The sequence below is a fragment of the Caballeronia sp. DA-9 genome (assembly GCF_051615025.1).
Lineage (GTDB): Bacteria > Pseudomonadota > Gammaproteobacteria > Burkholderiales > Burkholderiaceae > Caballeronia > Caballeronia sordidicola.
On record NZ_CP195132.1, the window covers coordinates 1,989,558 to 2,007,700 of the forward strand.

Sequence of the window (18,143 nt, forward strand, 5' to 3'; positions counted from 1 at the left end):
TTGTCCCCATTTTGCGGCAGTTCCGCGAAGCAAAGTAGAGATAGTCTTGATTCCTTCCACAGCCCCCGGCGTCCGGGAAGGAGTCCATCATGAGATACGTCGTTTGTGACCGGGTCGGTCTTTCGCGCCTTCCAGAAGGTCCGCTTGCATCCTACATCGTTTCATTCGCGAACTCGATGGAGTCCCAAGGATATAGCGTGCAGTCACTCCGGCATCAGGTGCGCATTGTTGCTGGCTTTAGTCAGTGGCTCGCACGATCAAGAGTGGAATTGCATCGCGTACGCTCCGAACACGCGTCGCAGTATTTGCGATATCGAGCTCGACGTGTGCGGGCTGGCCGGGGGGACAGCGCTGCACTTCGACATCTCCTCGAGTTTCTGCACCACAGTGGCGTCGTTCGTGCTCAACGCACAGACACGCGCCGCGGGACGGCGGCCGAACTCTATGCCCAGGCGTACGGACAGTACTTACGCGAGGTGCGTGGTCTGGCCGAAACAACGATTGCGTATTACTCGACGTTCGCCACAGATTTCCTGCAAGACCGCTTCGGCGACGGGCGAGTCAATCTGTCACGTCTGCGTGCGAGCGATGTCATTAGATTTGTACAGTTTAAGGCCCAACGGCTGCATTTGAAGCGTGCGAAGCTCATGACCACCGCTTTGCGATCCTTTCTACGCTACGCACGCTATCGTGGCGACATGGTGCCGGATCTTGCGGATTTCGTTCCGGTCGTTGCCAACTGGTCGATGCCGTCAATCCCTCGGGCGATTGCTCCAGATCAGATACGGCAACTGCTGTCCAGTATCGATCGCAGGACCGGAATGGGCCTTCGCGACTACGCGATCCTGCTGCTGCTCGCACGGTTGGGGCTACGCTCTGGGGAAGTAGTGTCGCTTGAACTTACGGATATCGACTGGAGCGCGGCACGTTTGACTGTGCGAGGTAAATGCGGCCAGCGCAACGAGCTACCTTTGCATGCCGACGTCGGCAAGGCGATCGCTGCATATTTGCGGCACGGCCGACCGCATAGTTCCTGCCGCCGGGTATTCTTGCGCACGAAGGCGCCTATCACCGGCTTTCGCGGAGCATGTGGCGTCGGTTCCATTGTTCGGCACGCGCTCCAGCGCGCTGGCATCGACGCCCCAACTACGGGAGCACATCAGTTTCGCCACGGACTGGCTGCCGACATGCTGCGCCATGGCGCATCACTGAGCGAGATTGGGGAGATCTTAGGGCATCGTGATCCACAGACGACTATGATCTATACAAAGATCGACATCGAGGCACTGCGGACGCTGGCTGTACCGTGGCCGGGAGGTGCGCAATGAACACGCTCCAGCAGGCCGTCCACGACTATTTGAACCTCAGGCGCACCCTGGGATTCAAGTTGAAGGAACCGGGCCGAGCATTGCTCGACTTCGCCGCCTTCATGGAGCGGCACAATGCTCCCTACATTACTCAGGCGTTGGCTCTTGCCTGGGCTCAACAACCAGCCGATGTCCAACCTGCGACCTGGGCACGACGACTCGGTGTCGTGCGAGACTTTGCGCGATATCGTAGCGCGGCTGACCGGCGCACGCAGATTCCGGCCCCAGGCCTGCTGCCGTTTCAGCCGAAGCGGGCCCACCCATATCTTTACTCTGACGATGAGGTTCGCCGGTTATTGCATGCCGCCCTCGAGATGCAATACCGCTACGAACGAGGTGCATTGCGCCCGAGGGCATTTTATTGCCTGTTCGGTTTGCTAAGCGTGTCGGGCATGCGTCTTTCCGAGGCGCTCAATCTTGAGCTTCGGGATGTGGATCTGACCGAAGGCGTATTGACGATCCGCGGTGCCAAGTTTGGCAAAGACAGACTCTTGCCATTGCATGCTTCGACCTGCAAGGTGCTCGCTGATTATATTGTGCGACGCGATCGCCACTGGGCTGGTCGGGATGTCTCGCCCTACCTGTTCGTTTCCAGCGGCGGGAGAAGACTGGACCAGGCAGACGTCCGTCGAACGTTCTATGCCTTGTCACGGGAGATTGGCTTACGCGGGACATCCGACAGTCACGGTCCGCGGTTGCATGACATGAGGCACGTGTTTGCGACAAGAACGCTTGTACGCTGGTACCAGTCCGGACAGGATCCCGAGCGCCGTCTGCCGATTCTGTCGGCCTACCTTGGTCATGCTCATGTCGCCGATACACAGTGGTACCTCAGCGCCTCACCGGAACTCATGCGCGAATCGATGCGCCGACTTGAGCGGTACTGGGAGAACCGGTCATGAACAAATTCGCCAGCTTTGCTCCGCTTCTGGAGCATTTTTTTATACAACGCCTGATGCAGCAGCGCCAGGCGAGTCCTCACACAATCAGTTCGTATCGGGATACATTCCGTCAGTTTCTGAAGTTCGCGCAACAACGTCTGCACAAGCAGCCCTCACGCATGAGTTTCGAGGAAATCGATGCCCCGTTGATCGTTGCATTTCTGGACGACCTGGAGAAGCGTCAAGGCTTGAGCGTTCGCAGCCGGAATCTGCGTCTGACAGCGATTCACTCCTTCTTTCGTTACGCGGCGCTCGAGACACCAGCACATTCCGCGCAGATCCAGCGGGTACTCGCCATACCCAGCAAGCGTTTTACCCGCACCCTGGTGCACTTCCTGACGCGTCCCGAAGTCGATGCCTTGCTCGCTGCGCCGGATCAGCGCACCTGGTCTGGTCGACGTGATCACGCCTTCATGCTAGTCGCCGTGCAAACAGGCTTGCGCCTCTCCGAGATGACCGGGCTCAAACGCGACGACCTAATTCTCGGAGTTGGCGCACACGTTCGCGTGATCGGCAAAGGGCGCCGAGAACGCTGTACGCCCATCGCCAAATCCACACTCGCTGTATTGAAAGCGTGGCTGCGAGAACCGCAGCGTGGTGACGGTGATTTACTGTTTCCCAGCGCAAGGGGAGAACGCCTCACTGTCCATGGCGTGCAGTATCTGCTAAACAAACATCGCGAAATGGCGTCCAGAGTTTGCCCGTCGTTGCAACAGAAACGGGTCACCGTTCACTGTTTGAGACACACGATGGCTATGGACCTTCTGCAAGCGGGTGTTCGTCGTTCAGTGATTGCGCTGTGGCTCGGACATGAATCGGTGGAAACCACGCAGATCTATGTCGAAGCGACACTCGCAATGAAGGAGGAAGCTCTCGCGAAGACATCTCCGCCCTGCGGCAGGCAAGGGCGCTACCGGCCCGCAGACCAGCTTCTCGACTTCCTGAATAGCTTGTAGGTCCGCGAAACTATATCGGGTGATTGGCCGAGTACATTCACCGCCCAGCCCACACTACCAAGGTGTTCAAGGAGCCCTTCCAGATTACCCGATATAGTCAGGAAGGGCACATAGTGTCGCAACACATGCGGGCTCACGCGCTTGTTCTTTAGTGAAGAGCATTCGTTCGTGGCCGCCAGGACATACTTGTGAAGCAGGTAATGGACGCCGTGTGCGCTCAACCGGCCGCCGCGCGCATTGGGGAATAGTGGCTGATCCTCGGCCCGCGGAGGCTCTCGAACCCACGCGACCAATACGGCGCGGGTACTCTTGCTCAATGGGGTGCAACGCTCCTTGTTCTCATGCAAATATTTGCATGAGAACAAGAGCCGCATTTGCCCCTTGTGGCCGGAAACGGTGGACATAATCAAGGCGCTGTTGAGGCGACAACCGCGTTCGAATGACGAGCCCATCTTCGTCAATAGATACGGCCAGCCGCTCGGTGCAGCCGGGGTTCGCTTCAAGCTCAAGCAATACGTTCAGTCAGCTTCGCTGCACGTGCCATCACTCGCGGCAAAGCGAATCACGCCGCACACGTGGCGTCACAGTGTCGGAGTTCAGCTCGTCGCTGCCGGTGTCGACGTGACGGTGATCCGTAGCTACCTCGGGCACGTGCGACTGGACACGACCAATCACTACGCTCGCGCCAATTTGGATACCAAGCGAAAGGCGCTCGAACAGGTCGACCCATCAACGAAGCCCGGTCGGCCGCCGCGATGGAAGCGGAATCCGGACTTGCTGACCTGGCTCGACTCTCTGTGAAAAGCACGCGCCCATAATGAGAAGGTCGTGCGGCCTACCAGCCAGCAGATTTGGGGAGGTAGGCCATTTCCTTCTTATAACGAGGCGCTTCCCATTAGCCGAATAATCGCAAGCTTGCGATTATTCACCAGGCAAGGTGCGAAGCCGAAGGTACGCCTCGGCCACCGGGCGTGGACGATGAAGCGAAACGAGGTGTCTGAAGTGGTGCTGACCGCCGCGGTAGCCGCGCTCATAGACCATCGCATACAGGCGGCTGGCCGTGAGTGACGGAAACTTCTTCAGAGTCTCATGGATGAACGGCAGATAAGCATCGATCTGCGAGGGCCGCAGCACCGGACCAATCCGAGGCAATCCAGCCTGTGCGAGCACACGCTGGACGGTGCCACGATTTACGCGTAACTGGCGCGCGATGGTGCCACAGCGCCACTTCTCGACATGGTAGTAGCGCAGGATCTGCGCTTCGAGTTCAACTCCGATGGTCATGGGTCACTTCCTGTGCAGTGAGTAGTAGTACGAATGTCACGGAAGACCCGACGGCGCAGTGGCCCGAGGCGTACGAAGCCCGGACAGACGCAGTGGCAGAAGTGGCAATGCTCAGCCACAGGTGTGGCGCTGGTGGGTACTGCTGCTCTGGCAGCCGACGTCGTCGAAGTCGGTGCCAGTAGAGCATCGGCGGCAGGCACGGCGGAACCGTGATGCGTCACTTTATTCTGGCGACTGCGATAGCGGCGCATTCGTTCGGCGTGTGCAAACCGGCCGTGGCGACTGCGCTGATAGCGCTGAGCGGCCTCGCGCAAGCTGGCCTGGCGTGAGGCCCGAGAGCAGTCGCCTTCGCAATAAATCTGTCCGCGGTCACAACGGCGGCAAACAATGACCTGCGCCCGGCAGCGGGCGCACACAAAGAGGCGGCCTGACGCCGGCATCGGCAATCCCCGTCAATGCCGATGCCGATATCGACAGAGCTGACCGGGCGTGCAATACTTTGCAGGCACCGTACCCCGTCGTGCGCATGCTGGGCTCGACACCGGATTGGACCTGGCAGTTTAGGCCGGTGTCGGGCCTGTTTCTTCGGCGGTAAGCCTTCTTCTACCGCATCCAGACTTCTGCGTCACCCCTTCCTGAAACGAGCCGCACCGGGTGCGTCTGCACTCGCCCTTCGGGCTCCTTTCGACGCACCCGATACCGCCCATCGATGCCGTCAACAACAAGCACCGAACAGTTCTGCAGAACAGGAATCGTTTCGCATTTCTGATCGACGCCGCCATCTGGTGTCGGATTCTGACCGCCGTTCACACCGTGGACCTTTCATTGTCTATTCGGATTACTGAGCGTATCAGACATGCGTCTGGGTGAAGCGTGCAATCAGTAATGATGTGGGACTGGATTCAGGAAAGTATCACGCTCAGGCGCGGCCGGACCGGTGCAAAGCCAGAGGCCGTGCTCCATTGGGCATTCGAACGGCTTGCGCGAGACCCGAGGACGAACTGCACGACCTCTTTCCGGTAACCGGAGCCGTCGCGCGCGTGGCGCACCTGGGAGGGAAAATCCGTCTTGCCGGAGTCAGTTTCCGGTCTGACGAAGGACCAACGCCCCTCGCTGGATCCCGAGGCTTTCGAGCGTGTTTCGCCGCATGCAAAGCGGGCAGATAAAGTAGATCCCGAAATCGTCGATAGCAGGATCAACCCGGTTTGCAGGGATCGATTGATGGCAACGGATGCACTTCCACATGGCAGTACCCCGGTCGGTGATACACGGTAGCAGCATAGACCATGAGGGCATTTTCGCCAGGAGAGAAGGCATATTCCGACGGGGTGTCTTGCGGCCACAACCGTTTCCAATGCCCGTATGCCAGCAGGAAGCGAGGCGCTCGGTTGACGGGCCGTGAACCGGATCCTGTGGCGTAGTGGTCGGGCCTCGGTTGTCGAGCTGGCGGTCGATTACTCCTGGATACAGAACGGTGCCCGCCACGCCATGCTGCGGGAGGATTTCACCATTAGATCCGGTTGATCGGCATTCAGTGCAATGGCACTTTCGCGTCAGATACGGAAAGCCGTTTTGCGTGACGAGACAGGTATGGACATTCGGCGCGTGTGTACTAATATGATTGAAGCGTTCCCTGCAGAAGAGAGAGGCATGCGATGCATCCCGTGCTTGAAAGAACTTTCGGTTGCCTGTCGCGCGAGTATTACGTGCGGCAATTTCTGTTTGGACTGATCATCCCGGCGGTGATAGCGCGCGTGTTTATCGAGCACCCTACGCATCTTCCATTCTGGATGATCTGCCTGCTGGTCGTGAACTCGCTGCTGTATCCCTATGCGCGTTTTGCCTTTGAGTGTGTCGCAGGTTTTCTGTTCGGACGCATGGTCGTGGCAGTACCGTTGCTTGTGCTGCTCGTCGTGAAGGCGGGCATCATGGCGCTGTGCTGGGGATATGCGATTTTCATCGCACCCGTCACGCTCGCCTGCCTGTATTTTCTGCACGGCCGTGGCGACCCGGCGCGCTGGCAGACCCGCTATGGTAGTAACGCGAAAGGTCGGGCGTGAGTGGGGCGCAGTATCCCACGGCTGCTTCCGCACAAGCTGCCTGACGGCTGGTGAGCAGATGAAGCAGGGTGATCATGAGACTCCCGCAGGCCGGGCAATGACTGGCTAACAGAACCTGCCTTATTTCGCGCCATCATCCGCGATCAAAGGTTTCAGTAGCGTACGTCGCAAGGTCCAGCAGACAGAACAGCGCTGCAACGACGGCGTCATCGTTGGGGTCGGACTTCGCCGATACGTCGGATTCACGTGCCAACGGTAACGTGCTGCCGGTTGCAGGGCATCCGCGGGTGCAACAAACCGCCGGATTTCGTAAAAGTGCTAAGACCCGCAGGCGCGGTTTCTCGTGTTCGAGGAGACGGAAACCAGTCCAAACGAAGACTATCTGCGGTTCACCCATCGAGGGCTCTGGCTTGCATCGGCCCGTTCAATTGCTATCGTGGTTGACACGACCGACCCTGAGCCGCCGTTCGGATCGCGCCACTGGAACGGCCGCTTCTAGTTCCACTGTGTTAACAAATTATTCGATTTTCCGGCCGCAGCACGGGCACCGCTCGAGACGGGCAAGCAGCGCGGCAGCAAGTTCCAGTCGCAGCGTTGTAATGGAGTCCGGCACATGGCGTTGCTTACGGAGGGGCGCCCCGGGGCCGGAAGCCTTCGGGTAAGGAAGACACTTTGCCGGGTAACCGATGAGCTGGAGTTTTTTTTTGCGCCACCAGGCGCTCGGTGACGAGAAAGCTGTATGCCGCTATGCACAGCGTCGCGTGGTGATGAAAGCCGCGCCAACTGCGTCCCTCGAAATGCCCCAGGCCAAGTTCCTGCTTGAGCTCCTGGTAATCACGCTCAATACGCCAGCGCAGTTTTGCGAGTCGCACGAGCTCCTTGATTGGTGTATCAGCCGGCAACGTACTGAGGAAGTACCTGGTCGGCTCGACTTCTTCCCTGGGCCACTCGACGAGCAGCCATTGCTCCTCGAGGGTGTCAGCTGGCTGGGCTGCGCGGGAGGTGCAGTGCACCCGTATTGCCGCAAAGCGCGACGACAGGGCGGCGTTGGTGCCTTCACGCCATGTGAGCGTGCGAAAGCGCCGCGACGGTAGCTGCATGGCCAGCTCTTTCGCCTGCAATGGCGCTTGAGCTTGCATCTGCAGGCTGACCGCGCCTGTTACCCCGACCACATACGTGAAGCCCATCGCTGTGAGCTGCTCGCGGAACTCGGTGCCTGCCCCGTAACCGGCGTCGGCGATAACCAGTTCGGGCAACGATTCCACCTCGGCGAGATTTTCGAGCAGTTGCAGCGCGAGCATCGGCTTGGTGACGAACTCAAGCGCCTCGGGCACTTTGGCAGCCTTACGACGGTCTGCGTCATCGGCCCAGCTTTGCGGCAAATACAGCTGATAGCGCACCGGCAGACTGAAGCGTTAATTTGCGAGCGAGACGCTGACCGCGACCTGGCAATTGTCCTGTTTCCCGAGCTGGCCACAATATTGCCGAGCGACCCCGACCGAGTGCTTACCCTTCTTCGGAAAGCCGGTATCGTCAATAATCAGCGCCTCAGGCGAACCCGCGCGCCGGCTTACTCGCTCAAGTACGTAACCGCGCACCGTATCAAGCACCGCCTGATCAGACCACGGTGCATCGGCTACAAAGTGATGCAGGCGCTGGTGTTCCGAGCGCACCCGGTCCGGTGACAGATGCGCAGCCATGGGCTCAACGCTCTTGCGTTTGACCGGCAACATCAAGCCCGTACAGTAGCCACGAAAAGGCTCGACACGATCAGCGTGCCCAAGCGACTGAGCCATCAGGGACACATACTCCTCGAATCTCTTCGAAGTAGTTTCCATCGCTCTCCTCACAATGTGCTTGAAGATAAGCGAATCATGCCTTATTTTGTAACACAGTGGTACTAGAGGTGTGGCCGACTCGTCTTTCCTGTGCAGGAACGCAGAAGACGTCGTCGCCGTGGTCCTGGCGGAGATCCGCCGAATCTACGAGACGCTTCGCGTTCACTGATATCAATTACTACCGGGTGATATCACGTTACCAGTTTCGAAATGGATTCGTTCCGAGCGGCGGTATCATTTGCGCGTGTTCGTTATGAATTTCCCTCAAGAGAAAACCCATTTCTCCGGTTTGATGAGGCCCGTCGCTAAGGTTTATGTACCGGCGACCGAACATCTCCCTTGGGACAGTGGGTTGGGGGAGCGACTGGCGCACGACTGGCACGAACTTCGTCGTCCCTACATCGCGCATTAGCTCTCCGGTCACGATCAAGTGCTCAAACGCGACTCCGCTGCCGGTACCGCCTATCGTTTTCTCCACATATCTTTCCGTGCAGATCATGAGCACCCGATCTGATTCTCGGACAGAACGCTCCATGAACGCGGCCAGATTTTCCCCCGCCCTCACGTGCCACTGATCCAATATTACTTCGATCCCATTTTGACGAAGGTGCGTGGCAAAGCCTGCAACCCACTGCCGATGTTCCGGGGAATCCCACGAGTAGGAGATGAACACTTTGGGCGGCGGCGGCTGCGGCAGTAGCGCCGCTGGTGAGGCCACAATGCCCGCGTTGTTCAATACGCTGCCAAGATCAACGTCTTTTACGGCCCAATGCGTCCGCGTTTGTTCAAATCGTTCGCCGATGTCAAGAACGTTGTAAAGCTCCATGAGCCGATCGGGCATGATCGGCGGGATCGATGGATCGATAGAAAACGTAATCGTGAAGTCTTTATAGCCCCGTTGGACGCGCGTTATGCGGCCTACCCGAGCAGGCTCCGGAACACCGCGTTCATAAGCAAACAGAGTGGGGAAGCTCATAAGCTCGCTCACTACCTCGTCGCTCATCGAGTCGAACTGCTCCTTGAAAGCGTCGTGCGTGTACTCGAACAGCCGATCGGCGCCCATAACCCATGTTGGGTTATTCCAGTTTCCACTTCCGCCAGTCATCAACAAGTTATACATAGCCCGCCCCGTGGTCATCTGTTATTGGTCGGCCGCCTCTAACGCGGTCGGCCATCAGAATACTATGAGACGATCAATGCTTGGCGGCTCAATTCTTCAACTGCGCGTTCTCGATCTCAGTGAGCTGTTCTCGGTGCAAATATCGTCCGGGCACGCCCGGCACGCCCGGCACGCACGAGAGCCGACCGCGTTTCTACCGCCGTCGCGCTGCTCCGCGCCGAAAGCACCGAGAGGTCCGACGACATCTTCATCGGAATTCACGCACCTCGCCGCGAGCATCTACACAACGGGAGGCAGGCTTTCACTCGCGCCAGCGTGAACAACGCACCAATCGGCAGGTAGCGGGGTAATCGGCGTGTACATCAAAGCCTCCAGGGTCCGACAACCGGCAGCTCGCCGTTGCCTAACGCAACCGAGATTGACTTGCGGCCTCGTTATAACGAGGCGGCGAATGCCGCGCCCTGGCGTTCCAATGGCCAACCTCCCCAGCATGCGGTAGCCCACGAGGCGCATCATCGAAATGTCGCTTCCGATTGGAGTCGTGAGCTATTCGGCTGATAACCGGCCGCTCACGGCAGTTTATTGGCAAATGACACTTCAGTAGCCTATGACGGCCGATTCAACTCCGAAGCGCAAGCGGTCGTTTCGGCCGATGAAGCAATCGCGCACTTATGTAGTTCGGGGCTATCGAAAAGCATCGAGAATTGCGCTTACATTGCCGGTTCATTCGATGAACGGCTTCTTCTCAGCTTTCTGCTCAAGCCCCGTCCGTCCACGGTCCAAATGTTTTCGTCGATCCTGATCTGGTACGTAGAGACATCGGGCGCAGAAAGTGGAAGAGCGGATTCCGGAGGTCACGACAGTTGAGCGCAATGCTTCACCCTACGCAGCTGACTTTTATCGCTGTTTTGGATTTTCCAATTTTCGAAGAGTTCGAGCCGAAGGAGTTTCGGGATACGCGAATGGCTGCCGCTACGCCTCGGTGGCTGAGCGATGTACGGTGCCGAGATGATGCACCGTCGCAGGTTGGTGTAAGCGCCGAGGAGCATTGGCTATCAGTCGAAAATTCAGTGGCGTTTTTTGAGGGTTATACGTCCTTTGCGTCATCTGCCATGCATTCCATAATTTGCCCACGAAATCAAGCGGCAACAAGCGCAGGTGCGCTTTGGAGCTTTGGCTTGATCAATAGCGAAGCAGAGAAAGGAACATAAAGATGAGGCTAAAGAATAAGTCAGCTTTGATCACGGGCGGCACGAGCGGCATCGGTCTTGCAACCGCCAAGCTCTTCATTGCAGAAGGCGCTCGAGTAGCGGTTACAGGTCGCGATGAGGCCGTGTTTGAGCGCGTGAAGGCCGAACTTGGCGAGAATGCGCTCGTTCTCAAGGGCGACGTACGTTCGATTGAGGACATGCGGGCGATCGCCGCTGAGTTGAAAGAGAAGTTCGGCGGCCTGGATGTCGTGTTTGCCAACGCGGGTCGAGCTTTCCCGTCAGCAGTCAACGATATCACCGAGGAACTCTATGACGAGATCATGGACATCAACGTCAAGGGCGTGGTGTTCACGCTCCAGGCGGTGTTGCCGGATCTGCGGGAGGGCTCCTCGTTTATTCTGAATACATCGTTTGTTGCACAGACCGGCAAGCATGGCATTTCGTTGACTGCGGCGGCGAAGGCCGCCGTACGATCACTTGCCCGTAGTTGGTCCTATGAGTTTCTCGACCGAAAAATCCGCTTTAACGCGATCGCGCCCGGCGCGATGGACACGCCCCTGATCAGCAAGTGGGGCATGTCCGACGAATGGGTTCGCGACACTAAGGCCGAACTCGCCAAAGCTATTCCAGTGGGCTACATGGGTCAGGCCGAAGACATTGCCTACGCGGCGCTTTATCTTGCTAGCGACGAATCCTCTTACGTCGTCGGCACCGAGCTGGTCGTTGATGGCGGCGCCTCGCAGCTTTAAGTCTCGGTTCCCGATTCCAGAGCGCTACACGTCGTCCCGGCTCCGCCACATTTTTAATCGCACGCCCGCCACGCTTTTCGTCGTGACGGTTCTTCAATCTGGCCCAACCTGACTGCGCTAGCAGAGGGGGCCGAAGTACAAGGAGAAACTATCTTGACCGACAATAGTGAAAACAACGCCTCCGGCGAGCGACTGATCAGCGCAGGTCATTCCCGCCGCGATGTTCTCAAGTTTGGAAGCATCGCCACGCTCGGCGCCATCCTGGGAGGTGGAGCCCTGCTTGGCCGCGCCACTCCCGCTTTTGCGCAGGCTGGCAGCGAGGGGAGCCTTGCGCCGAACGATCCTCTCAATATTGTGATTGTCGTCTACGATGGTGGCACGCTCCTCGACTTCGCTGGCCCCAGCGAGATTTTTCACTGGCTACCGAATACGAACGTTCGCTATGCGAGCTTTAATGGTGGTTACGTGACTCTCGAATATGACGTCGTGTATGGCAAGGTTGAACGATTGGCCGATATTGAAAAGGCCGACCTGCTCCTGGTTCCCGGCGGCTCTGATTTGACGGCGCCGATGGGGCCGGGATATCAAGCCCATATCCGGCGTCTGGCTGAGAGCGCCAAATATGTCACGTCGGTTTGCAACGGGTCACTCGTGCTTGCCGCAACGGGCATTCTCAAGGGTAAGCGAAGTGCCTGCCATTGGGCCTTCGTCAACAAGCTGACTGAATACGGCGCTATCCCTGTTCCGGAACGCTTCGTAGAAGACGACAACGGCCGGTTCATGAGCGGCGGCGGCATAACGGCTGGTATCGACTTCGCACTTCGCGTTGCCGCGAAGTTGCGTGGTCAACAGGCCGCCGAATTCACGCAACTCCTGATCGAATATGATCCCGCTCCGCCGTTCCATTCTGGTAGTCGCAAGAGCGCGCCGCCCGAGATAGTTGCGATGGTAGAAAAAATATTGCCGGGTGCATCCAAAGGTCTCGCACGAATTCCAGGTGTTCGCTGAAACGCTTGCAGGCAATGTGCACGAGGCCGTCTCGCGGGCCTCCTCGGAGCGCGCTCTTCATCAAGAGTCAAGATAACCAGATTGGATAATCCACGTGCGACCAATTCTCGCTAAATTAGCCTTGTTACCAGCCGTTGTAGCCCTCGCTGCCGCGACCGTCGTCGTTTATGCTGCAGGCCCGCAGCACTCCACTGAGGCGGCTATCAAGGCTGAAAACGCTCGTTGGGCCGATGCCTTCAAACAAGGCGACTATCAAGCGATTGGGCGCCTCTACACTGACGATGGGACACTCCTGCAGCCTGGAGGTGACCGGGTCGTTGGCCCAGCCGCGATCGCAAACTATTTCACGAAGGGTTACGCAGGGAAAACACCCGATACGGTTACCTTCAGCGATTTCGAATTTTACGGTAACGACCAAGTCGTGACGGAGGTTTCAAACTCGACAATCCGCAGTCAAGATGGAGAACTGAAGTCGCGCGGCAAGCAGACCCTCATATTTCTAAAACAGGGCGGCGCCTGGAAACTTCATCGCGACATCTGGAACGACAACGGCCCGCTGAAGCCACGTGATCGCTGACCCGACATTGCCAGTAGAGGTATCGCATGCCCAAAAATGTTCTCATCGTCTACGCGCATCACGACTCGAACTCGTTTGCCAAGGCGATGCTGGATCGCGCTGTCAAAGCCTTCGCTCAGCAAGGGTATGACACGCGTGTATCCGACCTGCACGCCATGGCCTTCAAGGCCGTCGCCGATGATGCCGACTTCACCGAACCCCGCCCCAAGGGAGGACCGGGCTCAGGCACTGACTACCAGTCCCGGCAGCGCGCCGCGTCAATCGACGGAGGCTACTCGCCCGACATATTGGCCGAACTCGATAAGCTCGCCTGGGCCGATGCCGTCATTTTCCTGTTCCCATATTACTGGTTCCATGTCCCGGCGATCCTCAAGGGCTGGTTCGATCGGGTGTTCGCCTACGGCCGCGTATATAGCAACGATCATCCGGAGATCGGTGCTTATGGACGCGGCGGCCTCAAGGGTAAGCGTGCGCTGATCGGTACGACCTTTGGCGCACCCGAACCGCGCCAGGGTGCGGTGCCGAGCCGGCATTCCGAGCGGTTCGAGGCAATCCAGAATGGCGTGCTTGCCTACGCCGGGTTTGATGTGAGGGCCCCCTTCTATGCCTGGGCGGTCGCGCACGTCGGCTCGGAACGCCGTGCCCAGTACCTCGATGCGTGGGAGCGTCGCGTGCTCGGGCTGTTCGCGGACAAACCCGAACTTCGCGCGGCCGACGGCCCCACGCCGCAACCGGCCGTGCTGCTCGGGCGGGTGCGAGCACCGGGAGAACAGGTCGTGCCTTACGGCGGCGACCGGGCTCTAGCGGGGTTCGCAGCGGTGGAGCGGCTGCGGGCAAAGCCGGGCAAAGCAGAGGCGCTCGTGCAAAAGCTCAAACCGCTGGTCGCCGCAGCCAGTGCAGACGGCGGAACGCGGATCTATGCTTTACTGCGTGCCCGCGACGACGCCGATGAAATATGGTTGATCCAAACCTTTGACGACGCTGCCACCGGGAAGCAGCACGCAGATACGGCGCCCTTCGCAACTATCCTCGACGAGATCGCGCCATTGCTTGCAGAACCGGCCTATATCGTTCCTCTGATCCCTTTGCTCGCCAAAGGTCTTTAGCGGTGCCACTCGGCTCCGATATCGACAATCATCAAAACCGATTGGCTGTCGACGCAAGAAGTTCCGGAAACGTAGTTCTACCTAGAGGAGACCGCCTGCATGATTGAGGCTGCGGCGAAAGTTGCTGAATGAGGGGCTGCGATAGAAGCATATCGATCATATGTATGCTTCTATCGCACTGCTAACTTCCCGCCGGGCGCAATGAGTGCGGTTTCAAACCGAAGCGCAACAGGAGGATCTAGTGTTTAGAGCCTTGAGTTTGACTGGCTGAAGCAAGTGTCGCGGCGAAGACCTCGAATGGCGAATGGAACGCGTGAGTTGCTCGGGGGCGGCTGTTCAGACTGTCGGCAATGGCATCGAGTTCGTCCTGACTGTAGACAGAGAGGTCGGTGCCTTTGGGCAGATATTGGCGAAGCAATCCGTTGGTGTTCTCGCAGGTTCCGCGTTGCCAGGGGCTATGTGGGTCACAGAAGTAGATGTTCACGCCAGTGGCGGCAGCAAGCTCCTTATGCCGCGACATCTCTTTGCCCTGGTCGTAGGTAAAGCTTTGGCGCAGCGGCGCGACAATCGAATTTAGTTTGGCGGAGAAGCCTGCTAACGCGGACTCGGCGGTGGCGTCTTCCATCTTGGCGAGCAGCACCAGGCGGCTGGTCCGTTCGACCAGAACGCCGACAGAAGATTGGTTGCCGGCGCCCTTGATGAAGTCACCTTCCCAGTGACCCGGCAGCAGCCGGTCTTCAATTTCGGGCGGCCGGACGTGGATACTAACCATATCGGGAATCTGTCCGCGCCGGTCTGTGCCGCGCGTGCGGGGCATGCGGGTGCTGTGACCGCGGCGCAGGCAGGCAATGAGCTGACGGCGCAGCTCGCCACGCGGCTGAGCGTAGATGGCCGTGTAGATCGTTTCGTGTGAAACGTGCTGGGTGGAGTCTGTGGGATACATGCGCTTGAGTGTGCCCGATATCTGCTGAGGCGACCATTTCCACTCAAGCAAAGTGAGAACGATGCGCCAGCAGACGCTTTGCAGGCAAAGCTTATTGGGGCGCCGTCCCGCGTTGCGGCGTGCGGCGCTCAGTGCTTGAGCCGGCTGGGATGAATAGCCAGCCACAGAGCTGTTTCGCGACAGTTCACGGCTAACGGTGGCTGCCGAGCGCCCGAGTATCCGGGCCATGGCCCGGATACTCAAGTCCTGCAGCCGCAGGCTTGCGATCACCAGGCGCTCTTCAGGTTGGAGTTGCTGGTACGAAATTTTTTCGGGCATTGCGACACCTTATACGAGATAGGTGTTGCACTTCGGTTTTGAGGCCGCCGTGGGCTAATCCTGCAGATCAGGTGCAAGTATGAACTTCGCAAAGAGCCACGGACCACAAGCGCCGATGGACCTTCAGACGGCCGCTGGGTTTGGTCAACGATGATCAGTGCCCACCGTTCAATCTGCTCTCGCGTCGGATCGATTGCGGCGGATGTCCATGCAGTTTGACGAAGGCCCTCCGCATCCGTTCCGGATCGGTGAATCCCACAGCCAGAGCAACCTGTTCGATTGGTTCGCTGCCGTCCTGCAGGCGCAGCCGTGCAGCTTCAACACGCAAGCGCTCAACGGCCTTAGCAGGCGTTTCACCAGTTTCTCGGCGAAACGCTCGTCCAAATTGTCGCAGGCTCAATCTCGCAGCATCGGCGAGTCGCTCGACAGGTAGCGCTTCAGCCAGATGTTCCCTGGCAAAATTCAGAGCAATGCGGATACGATCCGATTCCGGCTCCATTTGCGACATGGCAGAGAATTGGGACTGACCTCCTGGCCGGCGATACGGAACGACCAGGAGTCTGGAGACGGCGCGCGCAATTTCGGCGCCCATATCTTTTTCAATCATGCCGAGCGCCAAGTCTATTCCAGAGGCGATGCCCGCCGACGTCCAGATGCGGCCGTCCGCTATATAGATGCTATCGCCCTCGACCCTGATGCGAGGAAAGCGCGACTGCAATAGAGCAGTGTATCGCCAATGCGTCGTTGCTCTCAGGCCGTCCAGCAAGCCGGTCTGCGCAAGCAGGAACGCCCCCGTACATACACTCGCCACCCGCGAGGCTCTGGAGCTCAATTTCCTGGCAGCGGCGATGTTCTCCGATGTTTGCATCGGGTCGATATCACCGCCCACGAATAGGACGGTGTCAAACGTGCGCCTCCCGATCGGCCTTGTCTCAATCGGAAGGCCCGCATTGCCAATAACCGGCCCTCCGAGCTGCGAGATGACATGAAGATCATATAGGGTATGGCCCGCGGCCGTGGCCACCTGATTAAAAGCCGAAAGTGGTCCAGCAAGATCAAGAGCATCGTGGCCATGGCAGACGAAGAATCCAATTCGATGCATGATGAAGTAGTCAACGCCAAATCCTAGAAAGGCGTATTTTACGGAGAAACCTCGAAGAGCGCCATTTGACCTCAAATGAGGGAAAAGGTCGTTTGCGCCCTCATCAATCAGCCGTACAGTCGACGGTTTGAACGACGAAGGCAAGTCATCCGTATCGAAGAGGGGCACTTCATTCTGACCGCCATCGTGGCCACCGCCTCGCGCATATGGGCTGTAAAGGGATCCACGAATTGTCATTCGGCAATTGCACCGGAGCGTCACTTCATGGCGGAGCCCAGAAGTCTGCACCGGTCGACGCTCGATGCATCCGACTCAATTCGGGAACCTTTGGGCACGACCCACGGGGGCTTTAGCTTTCTCGATAGCGGCCGCTCGGCAACCGGCCAGAACCCAGTCGGCATCGATGAGGCTGGGAACTAGCGGCCCCGCGTCGGCGCTAAACCGCTGGCCCCTCGGGAGGTTGCTCACGGATCGCCACAGCGATGGAGCTCCCAACAATTGACACTATTCCGACGACGGATAATGAACTCAGCGTCTCGCCCCATACGATGAAGCCGAATAACGTGGCCCATATGATACTGGTATAGGTGTAGGGTGCCAACGCAGTTGCACTCTCCCGTCTTACTGCGACCGTGAAAAGGAGCTGTCCAGCTGTGGCGAAAACGGCAAGCAGTGCCATGATCGCCAGATCCTTGATCGTGGGAGTTCGCCAGGCAAAAATGAGAGACAAGCCGGTCATCGCCGTCCCAAAAACCGTGAAGAAAAGAACAGTGATCCCGGAGTCGTCGCTAACTTTGAGCCTTCGAATTTGGATCATGGAAAGCGCACCGCATAGTGCGCTCGATAGCAAGAGAATCGGGCCAATAAGATTCGACAGACTTCCTTGAGGCCGGACCACCAGAAGAACGCCGGCGAAACCGATGCAAGCAGCGATAGCATTTCGGACGAGCAAACGCTCGCCGAGCAGGAGCGGCGCGAGAGCAATGACGAAGATCGCTTCTGAATAGACAATTGCCACGGCCTCGCTCAGGGGCAGAAAAGGTAATCCCGCGAAGAAAAATGCTGAGGCGCCAAGCAGAGTCAGCGCGCGGGTAATCTGCCCTCGAAAGTCGAGGTTAAGAATCCGAGCAGTTATCGAAGATCCGCGCATACAGACCACAAGGGCAGGAGCCATTCCAAACAGCATGCGGAAGAATGTGACTTCGTTCGCGGGGTAACTAACCGCGACCGCTTTGCCAAGTGCGTCGACGACTGCAAAACAAAGCATGGATACGAGGGTCAAACTGATGCTTTGATATTGGGCGGTGCGATTTGCAACCGTATTGTTCGTTCGCATGTTTCCTCTTTCGACAAGCCAGTCTTAGCCGCCCCCTATGCTCGCGAGACAACGGAAGCGGGAAGGAGGGCCGCTAGATTGTTAACGATTCCAGTGCTGGTGTCGAACGACCGGTTGCGGCCGAAGGGATCAACTGCCGCGGGTCCGGACTCGCGGCAGACTGGCAGTAATGTGCTGAATCGAATCGCTTTGCGACGATGTTCAGTTCGGCAGGATCAAAATGACCG

General features: G+C 58.2%; 15 protein-coding genes and 1 pseudogene. 9 read left to right on the top strand and 7 right to left on the bottom strand.

Translation table 11 applies throughout. The features are described 5' to 3' along the window. Positions 1-89: 89 nt before the first annotated feature. The 3 genes from ACRWA7_RS15365 to ACRWA7_RS15375 are packed head-to-tail and all read left to right on the top strand — an operon-like array spanning position 90 to position 3,264. Positions 90-1,328: a site-specific integrase gene (locus tag ACRWA7_RS15365; RefSeq protein WP_438391737.1), complete on the top strand. Its 1,239-nt coding sequence runs from the start codon at positions 90-92 to the stop codon at positions 1,326-1,328. Beyond that, on the top strand, positions 1,325-2,269 hold the full coding sequence (locus tag ACRWA7_RS15370; protein WP_438391739.1) for a tyrosine-type recombinase/integrase: 945 nt from the start codon (positions 1,325-1,327) through the stop codon (positions 2,267-2,269). The genes ACRWA7_RS15365 and ACRWA7_RS15370 overlap by 4 nt, the downstream gene beginning before the upstream one ends. Next, positions 2,266-3,264, top strand: a complete 999-nt coding sequence (locus ACRWA7_RS15375; protein WP_438391740.1) for a site-specific integrase — start codon at positions 2,266-2,268, stop codon at positions 3,262-3,264. Before ACRWA7_RS15370 ends, ACRWA7_RS15375 begins: the two co-directional genes overlap by 4 nt. On the opposite strand, the gene ACRWA7_RS15380 is transcribed toward ACRWA7_RS15375, so the two are convergent. After that, positions 3,219-3,668, bottom strand: a complete 450-nt coding sequence (locus tag ACRWA7_RS15380) for a tyrosine-type recombinase/integrase (protein ID WP_438391742.1) — start codon at positions 3,666-3,668, stop codon at positions 3,219-3,221. The genes ACRWA7_RS15375 and ACRWA7_RS15380 overlap by 46 nt on opposite strands. Between ACRWA7_RS15380 and ACRWA7_RS15385 the strand changes: the two genes are divergently transcribed. Next, complete coding sequence (locus ACRWA7_RS15385; protein ID WP_438391744.1) at positions 3,586-4,065, top strand: tyrosine-type recombinase/integrase; 480 nt, start codon at positions 3,586-3,588, stop codon at positions 4,063-4,065. The two genes, ACRWA7_RS15380 and ACRWA7_RS15385, sit on opposite strands and share 83 nt — an antisense overlap. Before the next feature lie 120 nt (positions 4,066-4,185). Here the strand turns inward: ACRWA7_RS15385 and ACRWA7_RS15390 are convergent, their stop codons facing one another. After that, entirely contained in the window at positions 4,186-4,548 is a 363-nt protein-coding gene (locus tag ACRWA7_RS15390) for a transposase (RefSeq protein ID WP_438391747.1), read from the bottom strand. A 1,664-nt stretch (positions 4,549-6,212) separates the two neighbouring features. On the opposite strand from ACRWA7_RS15390, the gene ACRWA7_RS15395 reads away from it, so the two are divergent. Beyond that, positions 6,213-6,608, top strand: coding sequence for a hypothetical protein (locus tag ACRWA7_RS15395; protein ID WP_438391749.1), 396 nt, complete (start codon positions 6,213-6,215; stop codon positions 6,606-6,608). 623 nt (positions 6,609-7,231) lie between these two features. Here the strand turns inward: ACRWA7_RS15395 and ACRWA7_RS15400 are convergent. Together ACRWA7_RS15400 and ACRWA7_RS15405 are read right to left on the bottom strand one after the other, a co-directional pair. Next, positions 7,232-8,446 (bottom strand): annotated as a pseudogene (locus ACRWA7_RS15400) (IS701 family transposase). Positions 8,447-8,642: 196 nt separating this feature from the next. Beyond that, positions 8,643-9,566: a toll/interleukin-1 receptor domain-containing protein gene (locus ACRWA7_RS15405; RefSeq protein WP_438391752.1), complete on the bottom strand. Its 924-nt coding sequence runs from the start codon at positions 9,564-9,566 to the stop codon at positions 8,643-8,645. A gap of 1,213 nt (positions 9,567-10,779) precedes the next feature. Here ACRWA7_RS15405 and ACRWA7_RS15410 point away from each other — a divergent pair. From ACRWA7_RS15410 to ACRWA7_RS15425, 4 genes are all read left to right on the top strand, one after another. Beyond that, positions 10,780-11,526, top strand: coding sequence for an SDR family oxidoreductase (locus tag ACRWA7_RS15410; protein WP_438391754.1), 747 nt, complete (start codon positions 10,780-10,782; stop codon positions 11,524-11,526). 153 nt (positions 11,527-11,679) lie between these two features. After that, entirely contained in the window at positions 11,680-12,534 is an 855-nt protein-coding gene (locus tag ACRWA7_RS15415) for a DJ-1/PfpI family protein (RefSeq protein ID WP_438391756.1), read from the top strand. A gap of 94 nt (positions 12,535-12,628) precedes the next feature. After that, on the top strand, positions 12,629-13,111 hold the full coding sequence (locus tag ACRWA7_RS15420; RefSeq protein WP_438391759.1) for a YybH family protein: 483 nt from the start codon (positions 12,629-12,631) through the stop codon (positions 13,109-13,111). A 26-nt stretch (positions 13,112-13,137) separates the two neighbouring features. Next, on the top strand, positions 13,138-14,217 hold the full coding sequence (locus ACRWA7_RS15425; RefSeq protein ID WP_438391760.1) for an NAD(P)H-dependent oxidoreductase: 1,080 nt from the start codon (positions 13,138-13,140) through the stop codon (positions 14,215-14,217). 238 nt (positions 14,218-14,455) lie between these two features. Here ACRWA7_RS15425 and ACRWA7_RS15430 read toward each other — a convergent pair whose 3' ends face one another. The 3 genes from ACRWA7_RS15430 to ACRWA7_RS15440 form a co-directional block, all read right to left on the bottom strand. Further along, positions 14,456-15,466, bottom strand: coding sequence for an IS30 family transposase (locus tag ACRWA7_RS15430; RefSeq protein ID WP_438392811.1), 1,011 nt, complete (start codon positions 15,464-15,466; stop codon positions 14,456-14,458). Between the two features lie 166 nt (positions 15,467-15,632). Continuing rightward, positions 15,633-16,580, bottom strand: coding sequence for a GlxA family transcriptional regulator (locus ACRWA7_RS15435; protein ID WP_438392813.1), 948 nt, complete (start codon positions 16,578-16,580; stop codon positions 15,633-15,635). A gap of 436 nt (positions 16,581-17,016) precedes the next feature. Beyond that, positions 17,017-17,916: a DMT family transporter gene (locus ACRWA7_RS15440; protein WP_438391762.1), complete on the bottom strand. Its 900-nt coding sequence runs from the start codon at positions 17,914-17,916 to the stop codon at positions 17,017-17,019. Positions 17,917-18,143: the final 227 nt, after the last annotated feature.